Below are 16935 nucleotides of genomic sequence, written 5' to 3' on the forward strand. Positions count from 1 at the left end.
CAATATTGGATTTTTTCTGTTGCTAACATTATAATCATTATAAGGAAAGGAGTCGAGATAAAATGGCTGAAGCAACAATTAACGACCAAGTTCAAGAGGTATTAGATAAATTACGTCCGTTCTTACTACGTGACGGTGGAGACTGTGAATTAGTAGATGTTGAGGATGGCGTTGTAAAATTACGTTTATTAGGGGCTTGTGGCAGTTGCCCAAGTTCTACTATTACATTGAAAGCTGGTATCGAACGCGCATTATTAGAAGAAGTACCAGGTATTGTGGAAGTAGAGCAAGTATTCTAAGACATTTAAAAAGTTCTAGCTGAATCTCAGACTAGAACTTTTTTTATTTATAGGTGTCGCGTATGCTCTTTTCCTTCGCGGATGACAGCCCATTGCTCTTTTGCCATGTCCACAATTTTTGCCTCGCCACCGCTGCTTTGTTTTTCAATTACTCTAGAGAAGAAGCGTGTCGCATTTTCAATGTCTCCGATTCTTCTTGATAATTCGGCAATCATATACATAATACGTACAGCAGACATTTGTGTAGAACTGTAATCTTCTGTTGAATACGATTCCATATAATGATCACGCGCCAGTTTCATAAAGCGCTCCTCTTGCCCACTATTTTTAAGAGAACGGTAGAGCCAAGCAAGACGCAAAGCTAAACCAGCAATAGCGACATGTTTTTCTTTTTTTATCGTGCCGCAGAGGAAAGCCAATTTATACGCTTGTATCGCCTGAAAAACAGTACGTTCTCCCTTAAAATCATGATGCACCCATTTTTTTGTTATTTGTGTGTGAATCTCATCTTGAATACCTGGTGCAAAATATTTTGTAAAGTCCTCTGTAAATGAAAACCCACAATGCTCGCAAACGAAGACATTGTAATAAAGCGCATTCACATCATCCGTATAAATAGGGTGGAAATCGGTTTCGGTATGCTCTACTTTAATAAATTTGGAACGAACTTTTAACGTCGGAAAATCCTTTTTACAATTCAAACATTGAATTTGTTTTTCATAATACGGTGAAATATCCATATATATTACCCCCTACATAGAAGTCGTTGTAACTATTATACCAATGGTGCTAGTAGAAACATGAATAAAAATTCCTAAACATGTGAAAAATATGAGAACTCTCACTAAAATTTACCTTGAAGCTGAATGTTTGTCATACAATGGTCAAAATTGATATGATATTAGGTAAGAAGGAAGGTGATGGGGATGACAAGTACAAAGCAAGTTATTGAAATTACACAGGCTGCCGGCTTTCATATTAATGAAATGATGGAGCATAATGAAGAGCAAGGTTCTTTTTTACGTGTAGTAGTAAACGGTGGCGGCTGTAGTGGGCTATCCTATGGTATGCATTTTGATCAAGAGAAAAAAGAGGAAGACTTTGTAGATGTACAACATGGTTTAACAATTCTTGTTTCCCGTGAAGATGCGCCGATTTTGATGGGAACAAAAATTGACTATAAACAATCGCTAATGGGCGGTGGCTTCACAATCGATAATCCAAATGCCATTGCTTCATGTGGCTGCGGTACATCTTTCAAAACAGCAAAGCGTGAAGGTACACCTGAGATTTGTGAATAATTAAACGTGATATAAATGTAGAAGACAATCCTGATGGAATGTAAACATAATCTGAATTAGGTTGTGAATACAAGCCTTTTCGATTTGTATGTTTTGAAAACAACAAATGGAAGAGGCTTTTACTGTGTTTTGAAGTCTAAAAGGAAAGCCTTGTTTAGATCATAAACAAGGCACTCTAATAATTTAAAATTTATAATACCAAAAAATTGCTAGTTCATTTGCTGTTGGAAAGTTTGAATATAGCATCGTATCCACTGCACCTATTACAAATTGATTTTTAGCATAAAAATGACAAGCTGAAACATTGATATCTTGTGTTTCAAGCATGAGACCACAGCAGTTCCTTTCTTTGGCCCACTCAATGGCTTTATTTAGTAAGGCAGTACCAACGCCGTTTTTTCTATAATCTTTTGCGACAGCGATATCTTCAATAAGTGCATATCCGTTCCAGTTAGAGCACATCTTAATCTGCCCTACACAGCTGTTGTCAATATAATAAAAAAATACAGCTTTCTCGATATCTTCTATATAGCTAAGATCAATTTCATCCTCTTCATATTTTTTGAAGTAAGGCACAGAACATATTTCCTCTGTAAATGTCCAAACTTTATCTTTGTATGTCGGTATAATTTTCCCCGAGACTATAAAACCATCGTTTGATTTATTAAAATCCTTCATAGTAGACGGAGTCATTTTAATGATCATTTTACTCTCCCTTTCTGTATTCAACCATGTGGTCGGGTGGATGGCTTTTATTTTATGAAAACCGATATCCTTCTCTCCTGATTGCTGGAGATTGAAACAAAGTGAAAATAAGAAAAGTGCTTCTTTCGCTGGTGATGAAAGAAGCCTTTTAGCATGGAGTTAATCAGACTTTTCACGCTCCATAAACCGTACTCCGTTTAAAACTGCTAGCTTATAGATAGCCCTCTTTTCATCAAGACCAAATTGTCCATTTTCCTCAATGATAAATTGTTCATTGCTTTTAGTTTGAAAGTAATAGGTTCCAAACGTACCTACTTCATATTCATAGATAACCTCATTTAAATCTTGCCATTTATAAATAGTTTGATGGTGATACTGTTGAAAAACGATTTGATCCTTTTGTATGGCGCTATAGCTTAATAAAGAATAATAACCTAATACGATACTACTTATGATGATGACGCATGCAAGGGTGTAGATGTTTGGATTCCTTTTTAATCCGAGTACAATGAAAACTACGAAGATCAAGCCTAAAGCTATTAATAGCATAATAAAGTTGCTAGGTGGTGTCATCAGGACGACATCCTCTCTATGAGCATAGAATGTCTGCGATATGGTTAGAGGCGTAAAGAAGGCTAAAAAGGGTGTGAGTATCGCTACGATAAGGGCTGCTATAAAGTACTTTGCTCGTACTGATAGTGCATGTAACATACAATCTCCTTTCTTATAAAATGATTGGTACACTAAGTGTAACATATTTACAAATAAGGATTGTCTATGCATTCTTTTGAATTATTAAAATTGGTCTTAAAATTCTGAATAAAAGCTTCATTCCACTGAAAGCAAGCAGGTATAATAGAAATATAGAGGTGAAGGTTATGAGAAAAGATCGAGGGAAAATATGGCTGGGCGTATCGGGTGTTACAGTGAATGAGCTTGGGCAATGGTTAGTTGTGAAAAAAGCGTATAGCGGATTGAAAGGGCGTTGGTCATTGCCGGCAGGATTTGTTAACGCTGGTGAAACCGTGGATGAGGCGGTCATCCGTGAAATAAAAGAAGAAACAGGAATAGATTGCAGTGTATCAGGCTTAATTGGATTTCGTACAGGCGTTATCCGTGATGATATCAGTGATAATATGGCGATTTTTTATTGTCGTATGCTAGATGAACAGCAGCAGGTATGCATTCAGGAAAAAGAAATACTGGAGGCCAAATGGTTGTATCCACAGGAGCTCGCACAAGATGAAACTACCTCCGTTATGTTAAAAGAAATGGCATCCAATCAATTCGAAAACCATCAGCTAGATGCGATAGAGGGGATTAATCCTGGCGATATTTTTGGGTATACCTCGTATCGACTGTTCTTTAAAAAATGATATGACTTTGGGAGGGGACCTATGATGGAGCTATTTTTATTTATGTTAGAGCGCGTTGGGCTGATCATTGTGTTTGCCTTTTTAATGTCAAGGTGGAGGCTGTTTCGAGAGAAGCTGTTTCAGGAGCAAGGATCGAAGGAGAAAATATGGCTCATCATTGTCTTTAGTAGTTTATGTATTATTAGTAGTTATACAGGGATTAAAATTGAAAGCGGTACGATACACCCGTTAAATCAGATGATACATAGTACGATTAATGCTGAGGAGGCTATTGCCAATACGAGATTAATTGGTGTAGCGATTGCAGGCATTTTCGGTGGACCCCTTGTTGGTGTATGTGTTGGGATTATAGCAGGGATTCACCGTATGACACTAGGGGGCTTTACAGCGATCGCCTGTGGCATTTCGACGATTTTAGCAGGCTTTATGACCGGTGGATTAAGTAACCGTTTCAAAATACGTCAAACTTTTTCCTATAAGAAAGCTGTTATCATTGGAATTTGTGCAGAGACGATACAGATGTTGGTGATTTTAGTAGTTGCGAAGCCATTCGAGCAGGCTTTGCAGCTAGTAACATTAATTGCCATGCCAATGATCTTGATGAATGCCTTTGGAATCTTCTTATTTTTTATGATTATAAAAACATTTATTGATGAAGAAGAACGAACAAAGGCATTGCAAACACATCAAGCATTTTCAATTGCTCAACAAACGATTGAGCATTTCCGAAAAGGCTTGAATGAGGAATCCTGTCAGACGGTGGCTGAAATTATTAAAAGAGAAATTAGTGTAGAGGCGGTCGCCATTACGGATAAAAACGGTGTATTAGCCCATGTTGGCGTTGGGGAAGACCATCATTTAATTCATCGGGAAATTATGACGGCTTTGACGAAGCGAGTACTAGAGGAAGGGGAAATTTTAATGGCTACTTCGGCAAAGGAAATTCAATGTCCACATGATGATTGTCCTTTAAGCGCCGCCATTGTTTTGCCTTTAATGGTACAGCATCGCACGGTTGGAAGCCTAAAGCTGTATTTCACGAAGGCAGATTCATTAACAGGGGTGAAGAAGGAGCTTGCGGAGGGCTTAAGTAGACTATTCTCTTCACAGCTGGAATATGCTGAAATTGAACAACAGAGAAAGTTATTAAAGGATGCTGAAATTAAAGCGTTACAGGCACAGGTTCATCCTCATTTCTTCTTTAACAGCCTTAATACGATATCAAGCTTGATCCGTACAGATGCAGATGAGGCAAGAGCATTATTGATCAAGCTTAGTACATTTTTTAGAAGCAATTTACAAGGTGCACGGCAAATGCTTATTCCATTGAAAAATGAAATTGACCATGTTGAGGCTTATTTATCCATTGAGCAAACAAGATTTCCTAATCGTTACGAAGTTGAGTTTATTATGGATGAATCACTTTTCGATGTGCAGATTCCACCATTTACATTGCAGCCTCTTGTTGAAAATGCTATTTATCATGCGTTTAAAAATCGTAAGGAAGGCAAGATTTTTGTCAAAGTACAACGAGTGAACGATAAGCTAGTTTTGCTAACTGAAGATAACGGCTGTGGCATGAGAAAAGAGCAGGTAAAGCAGCTCGGTAAACGGATTATGCAATCGGAGCAAGGGACTGGAACGGCGTTGTGGAATATTTATCAGCGTATTCATGAAATTTATGGCTCAGACGCTGATTTTCATATAGTGAGTACATTGGATGTAGGAACAAAAATAATGATTCAACTGCCGTTAAAGGCGACTAGATGGGAGTAAAAGAGATTGAATGTATACATTGTGGATGATGAACCGTTGGCACGCGCTGAATTGCGCTATTTATTAGAGCAAACAGCGTTAGTAAATGTTTGTGGTGAATCTGAAAGTCTTAAGGATTTTTACAACACGACACAGTATGAACAGGTTGATTGTGTATTTTTAGATATTGAGTTAGGCATGAATAATGGACTTGATTTAGCAAAACAATTACTGTTGCATACAAAAAGACCCGAAATTATCTTTGCTACTGCCTTTGATGAATACGCATTACAGGCATTTGAGGTGAATGCCTTTGATTATATTCTGAAACCTTTTGAAGCACAACGAGTACAAGCTGCTGTAGAAAAGCTAGTAGCTAAAAAAAGAGCCGCACAGGCGAAAACGATGGAAGAAATAAAGATTTCACAGCTGGACAAGCTTGATAAATTAACGGTTTATGTCAACGATCGAATTCTATTAATGAAAATACAGGATATTTTATATTGTACATCGGAGGACAGTAAAACGGTGGTTGTCACAGAGCAAGGAAGGTTCTTTGCTTCGGAGTCATTGGCAGCATTAGAAAAGAAGCTAACATTAAAAGGATTTGTGCGTGTCCATCGTGCGTTTATCGTAAATTTAGAGCATATTGTGGAGCTAGAGCCTTGGAGTAGTTCTAAATATAATTTAATTTTGGATAACAGACATTCCATTCCTGTCAGTAGGCTCTATATGAAGGATGTGCGGAAAATTTTTGACCTGTCGAGGTAGTTGCATTTCAGCGGTAGAAACCTACGTTTCAACTTTTAATTCTGACATTTCAGTTAATTTTATGAATATCGTGGACATTCCTTTGCTATGATGTGGAAAAAGTAAAAGGGGTGTTTGCATGAATGCGATTACAATTGTGATAGGCTCTATTTGTATTTTAGTGATTAGCTATCGTTTGTATGGCATATTTTTTACAAAAAAGGTACTGAAAATAAAGGATGATACGCCCACGCCCGCCCACGCTTTGGAAGATGGTAAAGACTATGTTCCGACGAATAAATGGGTAACCTTTGGGCATCACTTTGCAGCCATCGCTGCTGCGGGGCCATTAGTAGGACCGATTTTAGCTGCACAGTTTGGTTATTTACCTGGCCTTCTATGGTTATTAATAGGGGCTGTCATTGGGGGAGCTGTCCATGATGCAGTCGTGTTATTTGCTTCTATGCGCCATGGTGGTAAGTCTTTATCCGAAGTGATGAAGGAAGAGCTCGGTCCGATTGCTGGCTTCTGTACAGGCCTTGCTATGCTGTTTATTATTACAATTACAATGGCAGGTCTTTCTATGGTAGTTTTAGGAGCTTTAGAACGCAATCCATGGGGGACGTTTGCAGTAGGGATCACCATTCCAATTGCTATGCTTGTGGGTATTGCTTATCGTAAAACAGGCAATTTACTTGTTACGTCTGCAGTTGGGTTTGTTTTATTAATGATAGGCGTATTTATTGGGCCGCTTATTCAAGGAACTGCATTTGGTGATTTTTTAACATTTGACCGTGATACATTAGCAATTATTTTACCTATCTATGCATTTTTTGCAGCGGCATTACCTGTGTGGCTATTATTAGCTCCACGTGATTATTTAAGTAGTTTCATGAAAATTGGGGTGTTCATCGCTTTAATTATCGGTGTCTTTTTCGTTAACCCAGCTATTCAGTTCCCACCATTTACAGAGTTTATTCATGGTGGAGGTCCGGTAATTGCAGGTCCTGTGTGGCCATTTGTATCCATTACGATTGCCTGTGGGGCTATTTCCGGCTTCCATGCCTTTGTAGGCTCAGGAACGACACCTAAAATGATTGACCGTTGGGAAGATATTCGAATCGTTGGCTTTGGAGCAATGTTAGTTGAGTCGTTAGTAGGTGTGATGGCGTTAATTGCAGCTACAGCCCTTCATCCAGCAGACTATTTTGCCATTAACTCAGCGCCAGCAGTTTTTGCTTCATTAGGAATGGAGCCTGTTCATTTACAAGCATTATCTCAAAGTATTGGAATGGACTTAGAGGGACGAACAGGAGGAGCCGTGACATTAGCCGTCGGAATGACGGATATTTTTACAGGTATTCCTTGGTTTGCGGAGTTATCCTCCTATTTCTATCAATTTGTCATTATGTTTGAGGCTGTCTTTATTCTAACAGCGATAGACGCAGGAACACGGGTGGCACGCTATTTAATTCAAGACTTTGGGGGCAATGTTTATAAGCCATTAAAGCGTACTAATTGGATACCAGGAACAATTTTCGCTAGTGCACTTGCTTGCTTTATGTGGGGTTATTTATTGTATTCAGGGGATATTAGCTCCATTTGGGTATTATTTGGTGTATCCAATCAGCTAATGGCGGCAATTGGTTTAGTATGTGGAGTGACGATGGTACTGAAGGTGGCAGATAAACGAATCTATGCACTAACTTGTTTTATCCCATTAACTTATTTATACATCACTGTGAATGTGGCTGGTTATTGGATGATTAAAAACGTTTATTGGAATCCAGCAGCTGCCGGCTTTAATATGTTAAACGGCATCTTATCCGTTATCATGCTGATGCTAGGACTACTCATCGTTATTTCAGCGTTTAAGAAATGGGCACAGCTATGGAAATCTCCAAAGTTCGTATTAACTCAATCAACTTCATAATGTAATAGAAGAAACTATTGGAGATAAGAAATGGTCTTCAATAGTTTTTTGGTATTTGCTAGGATAAAATATCCATGATCAATCACAATCACCGTAAATGATTTCATAAATATGTCGAACAAGCGAAAACAAGGATATGTTCATTGAAAGCGTTGTCGTAATCATGTAAACTAATGAGAGGAAAACGGAGGTTATACATACATGGATGGTCCAGTTTCATTAGTACAGTTAATCATTTCTATTTTGTTATTTTTCGTCATGTTCTTTGGTATCGGATTCTTATTAAACATGCTGTTACGTATGACGTGGTTAATGGCGATTGTATATCCAATTGTTGTGATCTTTATCGTGGATGAAGTAAGCTTCTTAGATTATATTTTCAAGCCAGGTTCTGCATTTCCAGCGTTAATCGATAAATTACAAGCCCTTCAGTTTGTAGATATTGCTATTTTATCAGGCGGCTTTGCAGGCTCCATCGTGGCAGGCATTGTGATGATTTATTTACGAAAAAGTGGATATCGCATGTTCTAATTTACTTAGTATTCTTCTTTCTATTGCATGAAAGAAGAGTACTTTTTTTATTCGATAAAAAACACATCCTCCATCATAAAAGGATGTGTCTTAGCTATCATATGAAAAATTCGTAGGTTATGATGGCGATAAAAATACCTGTGAGCGCCCCAAAAAATACTTCACTTCGTTTGTGTCCTAATAACGTTTTTAATTCCTCCATTTTCTCTTGCCCATCCATCTGAGGCCATTTTTTAAAATCATGAAGCAGTGTTTGGAAATCCTTACGCAATTGATTTAAAATCACAGCATGTTGCCCAGCTTGGTAACGTACACCACTTGCGTCGTACATAACAATAATGGAAAACATTGCGGCTACGGCAAAAATAGGGGATGCTAAACCCGTCTCATAAGCAATAGAGGTTGCCAGTCCAGTAACAGAAGCGGAGTGAGAGCTAGGCATTCCGCCTGTAGAAGTAAAGAGGCTCCATTTCACCTGTCTGGTCATTAGAAAATGGATGGGAATCTTGACAAACTGAGCAAAGATAACCGAAAAGAGGGCAATCAGTAATGGGGTATTTTGAAGTAAACTCAAATTCATCACAACCTTCGCAAATAATTGCTTTTATTATAACATTCATTATTTTCTAAAAGAAGATATAGGCAAATATTACGCGCTTTTCAGAAACTTCGTTATAATAGTAGATGGAATGGAGGAATTTACATGAATATTGTAAAAGAAGCAAAGACATTTGAAACAATTTCTACTGAATTATTAGTGGTGGGTGTCACTAAACACCGTGAGCAAATGCAGGATTGGGCAAGCTTTTCATCTTTTTATGGTGAATCACTTGATATGTGGGTTAGCGCGGGAGACGTTTCAACTGAGCTTAAGAAGCTAACGAAGCTGCCATTTGTGAAGGATCATGCCAATTTAAAACGTATTTTATTTGTAGGGCTAGATGAGCGTAAAAACCTAACAGAAGGGGATATTCGAGCAGCCTTTGGTTTAGTTGGGAAAGAGCTAAGAGCCTTAAAAGTAAAAGAGTATTCCATCTGGCTTGAATCATTTACAACAGAAACAATTTCAGTGACTGATGTAGCCTTCTTAGCGGGTGAAGGAACTGGTCTAGGCTATTATTCTATTCCTCATTACAAAACAACTTCAAACGAAGTGGATAAACGTATTGATGCTGTTCATCTAGTGACGACAGCAGGGGATTTAGACGAAGTTGTAGCTGGCTTTGAGGTCGGTGTCATTTATGCGGATGCAGTGAATGAGGCACGTAGCTTAATTAATTTACCACCGAATTTACTAACGGCAACTGATTTAGCAAACTATGCGGAATCTTTGGCAAGTGAATATGACTTTGAAGTAGAAATTCTAGGTAAAGCGCAATTAGAAGAATTGGGAATGGGCGGCATTTTAAGTGTCAACCAAGGCTCTTTCGAAGAACCTCGATTAATCACATTAAAATATAAAGCGTCTGATGATTTTGAAAATCCAATTGGTCTCGTTGGTAAAGGTGTAACATATGATACAGGTGGCTATTCCTTAAAACCAAAAGACTCAATGGTTGGGATGAAAGGCGATATGGGCGGTGCAGCAGCAGTGCTTGGTGCCATGAAAATTATCGGTGAATTACGTCCAAATAAAAATGTAGTGGCGGTTATCGGATCTACAGATAATATGGTATCTGACACAGCATTTAAACCAGATGATGTCATCACAACGTATAGTGGCAAAACAGTGGAAGTATTAAATACGGATGCAGAAGGACGTTTAGTTCTGGCAGATGCAACTACATATGCGAAGCAGCAAGGGGCTGCATCGCTAATTGATGTCGCCACTTTAACAGGAGGCGTCATTACTGCGCTAGGTATGGATAAAACAGGTGCTCTTTCTAATGATGATGAATTTTTTGCAGCATTTATGGAAGCAGCAGAGGAAACGGATGAATTTGTTTGGCGTATGCCTTTGACAGAGAATGATAAAAAGAGAATTCGTAAATCTGATGTGGCAGATTTAAACAACTCACCTGGTCGTGATGGACATATGATTTTTGGTGGGGGCTTTGTCGGAGAATTTGTTGGTGAAACACCTTGGATTCACCTTGATATTGCCGGAACATCCGATGCAGTAGCTGTCCATGATCTAGGTCCTAAAGGTGGTACAGGTGTGATGGTACGTACACTTGCTAATTTTGTCCAACGTTTAGGTGAAGAAAAATAATAGAATATTTTGATCAGCGGGATTGTCTTTCCGCTGATTTTTTGTATTTGCAGCACTTATCCCGATAGATTAGGCAATGTACATATGATAGATGCAACTTCCTTCATACGATAGAATAAAAAGGGAGGTAGCATATGCGTAATTTCGGAGGTTACCCAGGAGGAGGATTTGGAGGAGGTATTTGGCCATTCGGTGCACCGTTTTTCGGTGGCTTTTTAGGAAGTTTCCTAGGTTCTCAATTTAATCAATATCCTTACAATCCATATTATCCAAACTATCGGCCATATCCGCCTGGTCCATTTTTCCGACCAGAACCACGGTATCGTAGACGCTGGTAAGAACATAAAATAAATAATCCAGTTGCCTAGTCAAAAACGGCAACTGGTTTTTTTGTTGTGTTGAGGAAGTATCAAATTTTGGGTTGACAGAATATACTAAATTATTTATTATTCTTATTATATTACTAAGAATTAAAAAGTAGCTGACTAGCAAACTAGAGGCTTTTATTGTTCATAGGCATTTTTGTGCCTAGGGATAATATTAGCCTTTTTTCTTTACCTTGATGACATCAATCTTTTTCCTCTATAGGGAGAATCAAAAATTTGTTCAAACGCCACCATTTGGAGACACAACCGCTTGTGGATGTCAAAGGGCGTGACGGTTGCTACTCCGTCAACTAAAAACAGGACACCATGACGCGAAGGCGCAACGGATAGAAGGAGTGAAATGGAATGGGGAAAGTATATATCGTTGGTGCTGGTCCTGGGGATGTGGATCTTATTACGGTCAAGGGTTTACGTTGTATTGAATGTGCAGATGTCATTTTATATGACAGACTCATAAATAAAGAGCTATTAAACTATGCTCGACAAGACGCTCAATTAATATTTTGCGGAAAACTGCCACAACAACATGCCATGATTCAGGAGCATATTAACCAAACGCTTGTCAGTTATGCACAGCAAGGGTTAATCGTTACAAGATTAAAGGGAGGTGACCCATTTGTCTTCGGAAGAGGGGCAGAGGAGGCTGAAGTGCTAGCCAAACATCATATTCCATTTGAAATTGTACCAGGGATTACTTCAGGTATAGCAGCCCCGGCTTATGCAGGAATTCCTGTGACACATCGGGATCTAAGCTCAAGTTTTGCCATGGTTACGGGACATATGCAGGAAGGAAAAGATGATGCAATACGTTGGGAAAGTCTTGCAAAAGGAATCGATACGATTGCTATTTATATGGGAGTAGGTAATCTGCCGTACATCCGACAGCAACTTCTCAAATATGGACGTGAGGAAGGAACACCTGTAGCCGTTATTCATTGGGGAACTTTTGCTGATAAGCAAAAAACGGTTACGGGTACTTTAGCAACAATTGAAGAAATCGTTCAAACAGAAAATATTCAGAATCCGAGTATCATTTTAGTTGGAGAGGTTGTGGCATTAAGAGAAACGATACATTGGTTCGAGCATAACAATCCACAACCAATCCAAGTTACGGGGTAAGGATGTGACTTTATGCAGGCTATTTTATATATTGCTCATGGTAGTCGTGTTAAGGCAGGTACAGATCAAGCTGTAGCTTTTCTACAAGGCGTTCAACAAGAGGTTCATGTATCTATTCAGGAAATATGCTTTTTGGAGCTTGCAACACCTACCATTGCAGAGGGGATTGCCAACTGTGTTAGACAAGGGGCAACTATGATTGCTGTTATGCCTATTCTATTGCTAGCTGCACAGCATGCGAAGCAAGATATTCCAAGAGAAATTGCCGAAGCTCAAAAGCTCTATCCGCATATCCAATTTTCCTACGGTGAACCATTAGGCATTCATGAACGAATCATTGACACGTTGCAGGCTAGGATTTTAGAAAAGCAGCAGCCTAACTGCGAAGCAAGTGTTTTACTAATAGGACGTGGCAGTAGTGATCCAACCGTAAAGAGAGATTTAGCTGAAATTGCAACAAGATTGCGAATGAAATACAACTATCAAACAGTAGATACTTGCTTCTTATATGGGATGGGTCCGAGTTTTGATGACTGGCTCCAGCATGAAAAAGAGAGGCAGCATCAAGTTTTTATTGTGCCGTATCTCTTATTTACAGGTATCTTACGGCAAAGCATAACAAAGCGATTACAAGGACTATCTAACAACAACATGATGTTATGTGAAAGCTTAGGTTATGACGTCAATGTAAAAAAAGTGTTAGTGGAACGTATTGATGAATTACTACATTTCAAAGAGGAAGGTGTTTCATAATGGCAGATAAAAGGCTTGAAAATGTAAATCTAGCATTAGATAATGTCCGCCAAATGCTAAATACTGTGAACCATGGTTCGATTACATTGATTGTTCAAAACTCTTATGTGGTTCAAATCGAAAAGAAAGAAAAAATAAGACTCCGATAATTCTTTTTAGAGGATGAAATGATAACGATTCGCGAGGTGGCAAAGATTGAAACTGCAAGTTATAAACAGTCCATTTAATGAAGAGCAGGTAAAATTATTAAACGAACTTTTACCTCAATTAACACTGGAGCAAAAAATTTGGTTAAACGGTTATTTAAGTGCACCACAAGCTACTCAGGAGGCCGTAGTTGAGACGATCCCTGCAGCAGCCCCTATTACGAAAACCATGACGATTTTATATGGTTCCCAAACAGGTAATAGTCAAGGGCTAGCTGAAAAATATGCCTCTCTATTAAAGGCTCAAAACGTAGACGTTACTGTCTCATCATTAGGGAAATTTAAAGCAAGTAACTTAAAGAAAATCACCAATCTATTACTTATTGTGAGTACACATGGTGAGGGTGATCCACCTGATCAGGCGATCCAGTTCTATGAATTTTTGCAAAGTAAACGAGCACCAAAACTAGAGCATCTTCAATATGCGGTACTTGCATTAGGGGATAGCTCCTATGAATTTTTCTGTAAAACAGGTAAAGACTTTGATGAGCAATTTGCCAAACTAGGTGCAACAAGAATTGTTCCTCGTACTGATTGTGATGTGGATTATGATGACGCTGCTGCACAATGGTTCTCAGCTGTTCAACAAGAATTTCTCAAACAGGCTACTACAATATCGGTTACTTCAACACAGAGCGATGAAATACAAGGAGCTACTACATATTCAAGAAAAAATCCATTTTACGCTGAAGTGTTAGAAAATATTAATCTAAATGGTCGCGGCTCCAATAAAGAGACACGTCATCTAGAGTTATCCATTGAAGGTGCTAATTTTCAATTTGAGCCAGGAGACAGTATTGGGATTCAACCGGAAAATAGTGAACCATTAGTCGATGCATTACTGGGAGTACTACAATTTGATCCAGCTACTGAAGTGACTGTGTTAGATGAAACAGTGTCCTTAAAGAATGCCTTACAAAAAAAATTGGAAATTACAGTGTTATCTAAGCCAGTTCTTGAAAAAATTAAAGCTTACACAGAACATAATGAGTTTTCATCGTTATTAGAAGAACCTAATGCATGGAAGGATTATGCCAAGGGAAGGGATTTACTTGATGTAGTAGAGGATTTTGCTCCTTTCACATGGAGTGCGCAACAATTCGTGGACATTCTGCGAAAAATTCCATCAAGACTGTATTCCATTGCAAGTAGCCAATTGGCGAATCATGATGAGGTGCATTTAACGATTAGCAAGGTAAGCTATGAGACGAATGGTCGACAACGTCTGGGAGTATGTTCAGGTAGTGTGGCAGAACTTCAAATTGGCGCTACATTACCAATCTATGTTCATAAAAATCCAAATTTCAGATTACCTGAGCAGAAGGAAACGCCCATAATTATGATTGGCGCGGGCACAGGTATAGCACCGTATCGAGCTTTCCTAGAGGAAAGAGAAGAGTTAGGGGTAGAGGGGAAAGCTTGGCTCATTTTTGGTGATCAGCATTTTGTCACAGACTTCCTCTATCAAACAGATTGGCAACGCTGGCTAGCTTCTGGCACATTAAGCCAAATGCACATAGCCTTTTCACGTGATACCGATAAAAAAATCTATGTTCAACACAAATTGGAAGAGAATGCAGCTAATTTTTATGAATGGCTTGAGCAAGGTGCTGTCATTTATGTATGTGGTGATGAGAAATCAATGGCAGCTGATGTGGATGCAACCATTCACCGTATTATAGAGCAGCAGGGGCAGAAAACGCCTGAGCAAGCAAAAGCCCTTGTGCAAGAACTAAAGCAACAAAAACGATACCAACGGGATGTTTATTAAGAAAAAACTCTTCCTCGTAGGACGATGACTATTTGCTAGCAAGCAAAGCCTCTGGAGAGGTGTAATGGATTAAAGGAGCGATAAAGAATGACAGAGAAAATTGTTTTGCCTCCACAGTCAGGGAAACCAAGTGATGTAGAGCGTATTAAGACGGAAAGTAATTATCTTCGTGGGACACTCGAACGGACTATGAATGATCCATTAAGTTCTGGTATTCCTGAGGATGACAATCGTTTAATGAAATTCCATGGTAGTTACCTACAGGATGACCGAGACCTTCGCACTGAAAGACAACGACAAAAACTAGAGCCTGCCTATCAATTCATGGTACGCGTACGAACACCTGGAGGAGCGGCTACCCCAGAGCAATGGCTTGTAATGGATGAAATGGCTAGAAAGTATGGCAATGGCTCCTTAAAACTAACTACACGTCAAGCGTTTCAGGTGCACGGTATTTTAAAATGGAATGTCAAAAAATATATGCAAGAAATTAATGACGTGTTATTGGACTCTCTTGCTGCTTGTGGGGATGTAAACCGTAATGTTATGTGTAATGTAAACCCAAATCAATCAGCATTACATGAAGAAGTTTATAACTGGTCTGCTAAACTAAGTGAGCATTTACTACCTCGTACACGTGCATACCATGAATTATGGTTAGATGGAGAAAAGGTAATAGACAGTCAGGATGAAGAAATTGAACCGATTTATGGAGAACAATATTTGCCGCGTAAATTTAAAATTGGCATTGCGATTCCCCCAAGTAATGATGTCGATGTGTTTTCACAAGATATCGGACTAATCGCGATCGTAAAAGATCAAAAGCTTATTGGCTTTAATGTAGCTGTTGGTGGAGGAATGGGGATGACGCATGGCGATCATGCTACCTATCCACAGCTTGCGCGTGAAATTGGCTTTATTACACCGGATAAACTACTGGAAACAGCAGAAAAAATTATAACAATTCAGCGGGATTATGGGAATCGCTCAGTTCGTAAAAATGCACGTTTCAAATATACGATTGATGCAAGAGGACTAGAATGGTTTAACGAAGAATTAACGCGACGTTTGGGTTGGAGTATTCAAGAAGCGCGCCCTTATACATTTGAACGTACAGGAGATGAGTTCGGTTGGATTAAAGGGGCAGAGGGTAAGTGGCATTATACGCTATTTATTCAAAACGGTCGCATTAAAGATTTTCAAGATTATGAGCTGTTAACAGGGTTACGTGAAATAGCTAAGGTGCATACAGGTGATTTCCGTTTAACTCCTAACCAGAATTTAATGATTAGTAATGTAACACCACAGAAAAAGAAAAAGATTGATGCTATTATAGAGCAATATAAGCTGACGGATGGTGCGCATTATTCTGCATTGCGTCGTAATTCCATTGCCTGTGTCTCCTTACCAACCTGTGGTTTAGCCATGGCGGAGGCGGAACGTTATTTGCCATCTCTTATTACAAAAATGGAAACAATCATTGATGAAACAGGGTTAAATGATACAGAAATTGTTATTCGGATGTCAGGCTGTCCAAATGGTTGCTCCCGTGCAGCGATGGCTGAAATAGGCTTTATCGGTAAAGGTCCTGGGAAATACAATTTATATCTTGGAGCAAGTTTTACTGGTAATCGATTGAATAAAATCTATCGTGAAAATATAGGTGAGGAAGAGATACTAGCGGAGCTACGACCAATTCTTGTACATTATGCGAAGGAACGTTTAGACGGTGAGCATTTTGGTGATTTTGTCATTCGTGCTGGATATGTGACGGCTATATACGATGGTAAAGAATTTCACATATAATAAATATAAAAACCATGTAGCAAATTTCTTTG

General features: G+C 38.9%; 18 protein-coding genes. 14 read left to right on the plus strand and 4 right to left on the minus strand.

Annotated features, from left to right (window positions below; translation table 11 throughout):
- Positions 1-62: 62 nt before the first annotated feature.
- Complete coding sequence (locus tag C9J29_RS16495; RefSeq protein ID WP_004228295.1) at positions 63-299, plus strand: NifU family protein; 237 nt, start codon at positions 63-65, stop codon at positions 297-299.
- 47 nt (positions 300-346) lie between these two features.
- Here C9J29_RS16495 and C9J29_RS16500 read toward each other — a convergent pair whose 3' ends face one another.
- Positions 347-1039, minus strand: coding sequence for a DUF2225 domain-containing protein (locus C9J29_RS16500; RefSeq protein WP_089986182.1), 693 nt, complete (start codon positions 1037-1039; stop codon positions 347-349).
- A gap of 186 nt (positions 1040-1225) precedes the next feature.
- Here C9J29_RS16500 and C9J29_RS16505 point away from each other — a divergent pair, with 186 nt between their 5' ends.
- Positions 1226-1600: a HesB/IscA family protein gene (locus C9J29_RS16505; protein WP_036127329.1), complete on the plus strand. Its 375-nt coding sequence runs from the start codon at positions 1226-1228 to the stop codon at positions 1598-1600.
- A 183-nt stretch (positions 1601-1783) separates the two neighbouring features.
- On the opposite strand, the gene C9J29_RS16510 is transcribed toward C9J29_RS16505, so the two are convergent.
- Entirely contained in the window at positions 1784-2305 is a 522-nt protein-coding gene (locus C9J29_RS16510) for a GNAT family N-acetyltransferase (protein WP_008178077.1), read from the minus strand.
- Between the two features lie 159 nt (positions 2306-2464).
- Positions 2465-3016, minus strand: coding sequence for a hypothetical protein (locus C9J29_RS16515; protein ID WP_090003321.1), 552 nt, complete (start codon positions 3014-3016; stop codon positions 2465-2467).
- 167 nt (positions 3017-3183) lie between these two features.
- Between C9J29_RS16515 and C9J29_RS16520 the strand changes: the two genes are divergently transcribed.
- From C9J29_RS16520 to C9J29_RS16540, 5 genes are all read left to right on the plus strand, one after another.
- Positions 3184-3681, plus strand: coding sequence for an NUDIX hydrolase (locus C9J29_RS16520; protein ID WP_008178080.1), 498 nt, complete (start codon positions 3184-3186; stop codon positions 3679-3681).
- 24 nt (positions 3682-3705) lie between these two features.
- A complete protein-coding gene (locus C9J29_RS16525) occupies positions 3706-5457 on the plus strand; it encodes a sensor histidine kinase (protein WP_043990438.1) in 1752 nt (583 codons plus the stop codon).
- Positions 5458-5463: 6 nt separating this feature from the next.
- Positions 5464-6207 (plus strand): LytR/AlgR family response regulator transcription factor, encoded by a 744-nt coding sequence (locus C9J29_RS16530; protein WP_008178082.1) that lies wholly within the window; start codon positions 5464-5466, stop codon positions 6205-6207.
- Between the two features lie 118 nt (positions 6208-6325).
- The gene (locus C9J29_RS16535) at positions 6326-8119 is read left to right on the plus strand and encodes a carbon starvation CstA family protein (protein WP_008178083.1); all 1794 of its coding nucleotides are present in this window, start codon (positions 6326-6328) and stop codon (positions 8117-8119) included.
- 201 nt (positions 8120-8320) lie between these two features.
- Positions 8321-8650 (plus strand): YuiB family protein, encoded by a 330-nt coding sequence (locus C9J29_RS16540; protein WP_004228336.1) that lies wholly within the window; start codon positions 8321-8323, stop codon positions 8648-8650.
- A gap of 97 nt (positions 8651-8747) precedes the next feature.
- Here the strand turns inward: C9J29_RS16540 and C9J29_RS16545 are convergent, their stop codons facing one another.
- Positions 8748-9230 (minus strand): divergent PAP2 family protein, encoded by a 483-nt coding sequence (locus C9J29_RS16545; RefSeq protein ID WP_008178086.1) that lies wholly within the window; start codon positions 9228-9230, stop codon positions 8748-8750.
- Positions 9231-9353: 123 nt separating this feature from the next.
- On the opposite strand from C9J29_RS16545, the gene C9J29_RS16550 reads away from it, so the two are divergent.
- The 7 genes from C9J29_RS16550 to cysI all read left to right on the plus strand — a co-directional run bounded on the left by C9J29_RS16550 (position 9354) and on the right by cysI (position 16903).
- Positions 9354-10862 carry a leucyl aminopeptidase gene (locus tag C9J29_RS16550; protein WP_008178088.1) on the plus strand — a complete coding sequence of 503 codons (1509 nt, stop codon included), beginning with the start codon at positions 9354-9356 and terminating at the stop codon, positions 10860-10862.
- Positions 10863-10996: 134 nt separating this feature from the next.
- The gene (locus C9J29_RS16555) at positions 10997-11200 is read left to right on the plus strand and encodes a hypothetical protein (RefSeq protein ID WP_008178090.1); all 204 of its coding nucleotides are present in this window, start codon (positions 10997-10999) and stop codon (positions 11198-11200) included.
- Between the two features lie 393 nt (positions 11201-11593).
- Positions 11594-12367: a uroporphyrinogen-III C-methyltransferase gene (gene cobA / locus C9J29_RS16560; RefSeq protein WP_107922467.1), complete on the plus strand. Its 774-nt coding sequence runs from the start codon at positions 11594-11596 to the stop codon at positions 12365-12367.
- Positions 12368-12379: 12 nt separating this feature from the next.
- Positions 12380-13120, plus strand: a complete 741-nt coding sequence (locus C9J29_RS16565) for a sirohydrochlorin chelatase (RefSeq protein WP_008178094.1) — start codon at positions 12380-12382, stop codon at positions 13118-13120.
- The gene (locus C9J29_RS16570; RefSeq protein WP_008178096.1) at positions 13120-13269 is read left to right on the plus strand and encodes a YezD family protein; all 150 of its coding nucleotides are present in this window, start codon (positions 13120-13122) and stop codon (positions 13267-13269) included. The genes C9J29_RS16565 and C9J29_RS16570 overlap by 1 nt, the downstream gene beginning before the upstream one ends.
- A gap of 46 nt (positions 13270-13315) precedes the next feature.
- Positions 13316-15097 (plus strand): assimilatory sulfite reductase (NADPH) flavoprotein subunit, encoded by a 1782-nt coding sequence (locus tag C9J29_RS16575; protein ID WP_107922468.1) that lies wholly within the window; start codon positions 13316-13318, stop codon positions 15095-15097.
- A gap of 87 nt (positions 15098-15184) precedes the next feature.
- Positions 15185-16903, plus strand: a complete 1719-nt coding sequence (cysI, locus tag C9J29_RS16580) for an assimilatory sulfite reductase (NADPH) hemoprotein subunit (RefSeq protein ID WP_107922469.1) — start codon at positions 15185-15187, stop codon at positions 16901-16903.
- The last annotated feature ends 32 nt before the right edge of the window (positions 16904-16935 follow it).

The organism is Lysinibacillus fusiformis (assembly GCF_003049525.1).
Lineage (GTDB): Bacteria > Bacillota > Bacilli > Bacillales_A > Planococcaceae > Lysinibacillus > Lysinibacillus fusiformis.

Coding starts and splice junctions, on each gene's coding strand:
- C9J29_RS16495 (WP_004228295.1), top strand. CDS start 63: ATGGCTGAAGCAACAATTAACGACCAAGTTCAAGAGGTATTAGATAAA.
- C9J29_RS16500 (WP_089986182.1), bottom strand. CDS start 1,039: ATGGATATTTCACCGTATTATGAAAAACAAATTCAATGTTTGAATTGT.
- C9J29_RS16505 (WP_036127329.1), top strand. CDS start 1,226: ATGACAAGTACAAAGCAAGTTATTGAAATTACACAGGCTGCCGGCTTT.
- C9J29_RS16510 (WP_008178077.1), bottom strand. CDS start 2,305: ATGATCATTAAAATGACTCCGTCTACTATGAAGGATTTTAATAAATCA.
- C9J29_RS16515 (WP_090003321.1), bottom strand. CDS start 3,016: ATGTTACATGCACTATCAGTACGAGCAAAGTACTTTATAGCAGCCCTT.
- C9J29_RS16520 (WP_008178080.1), top strand. CDS start 3,184: ATGAGAAAAGATCGAGGGAAAATATGGCTGGGCGTATCGGGTGTTACA.
- C9J29_RS16525 (WP_043990438.1), top strand. CDS start 3,706: ATGGAGCTATTTTTATTTATGTTAGAGCGCGTTGGGCTGATCATTGTG.
- C9J29_RS16535 (WP_008178083.1), top strand. CDS start 6,326: ATGAATGCGATTACAATTGTGATAGGCTCTATTTGTATTTTAGTGATT.
- C9J29_RS16540 (WP_004228336.1), top strand. CDS start 8,321: ATGGATGGTCCAGTTTCATTAGTACAGTTAATCATTTCTATTTTGTTA.
- C9J29_RS16545 (WP_008178086.1), bottom strand. CDS start 9,230: ATGAATTTGAGTTTACTTCAAAATACCCCATTACTGATTGCCCTCTTT.
- C9J29_RS16550 (WP_008178088.1), top strand. CDS start 9,354: ATGAATATTGTAAAAGAAGCAAAGACATTTGAAACAATTTCTACTGAA.
- C9J29_RS16555 (WP_008178090.1), top strand. CDS start 10,997: ATGCGTAATTTCGGAGGTTACCCAGGAGGAGGATTTGGAGGAGGTATT.
- cobA (WP_107922467.1), top strand. CDS start 11,594: ATGGGGAAAGTATATATCGTTGGTGCTGGTCCTGGGGATGTGGATCTT.
- C9J29_RS16565 (WP_008178094.1), top strand. CDS start 12,380: ATGCAGGCTATTTTATATATTGCTCATGGTAGTCGTGTTAAGGCAGGT.
- C9J29_RS16570 (WP_008178096.1), top strand. CDS start 13,120: ATGGCAGATAAAAGGCTTGAAAATGTAAATCTAGCATTAGATAATGTC.
- cysI (WP_107922469.1), top strand. CDS start 15,185: ATGACAGAGAAAATTGTTTTGCCTCCACAGTCAGGGAAACCAAGTGAT.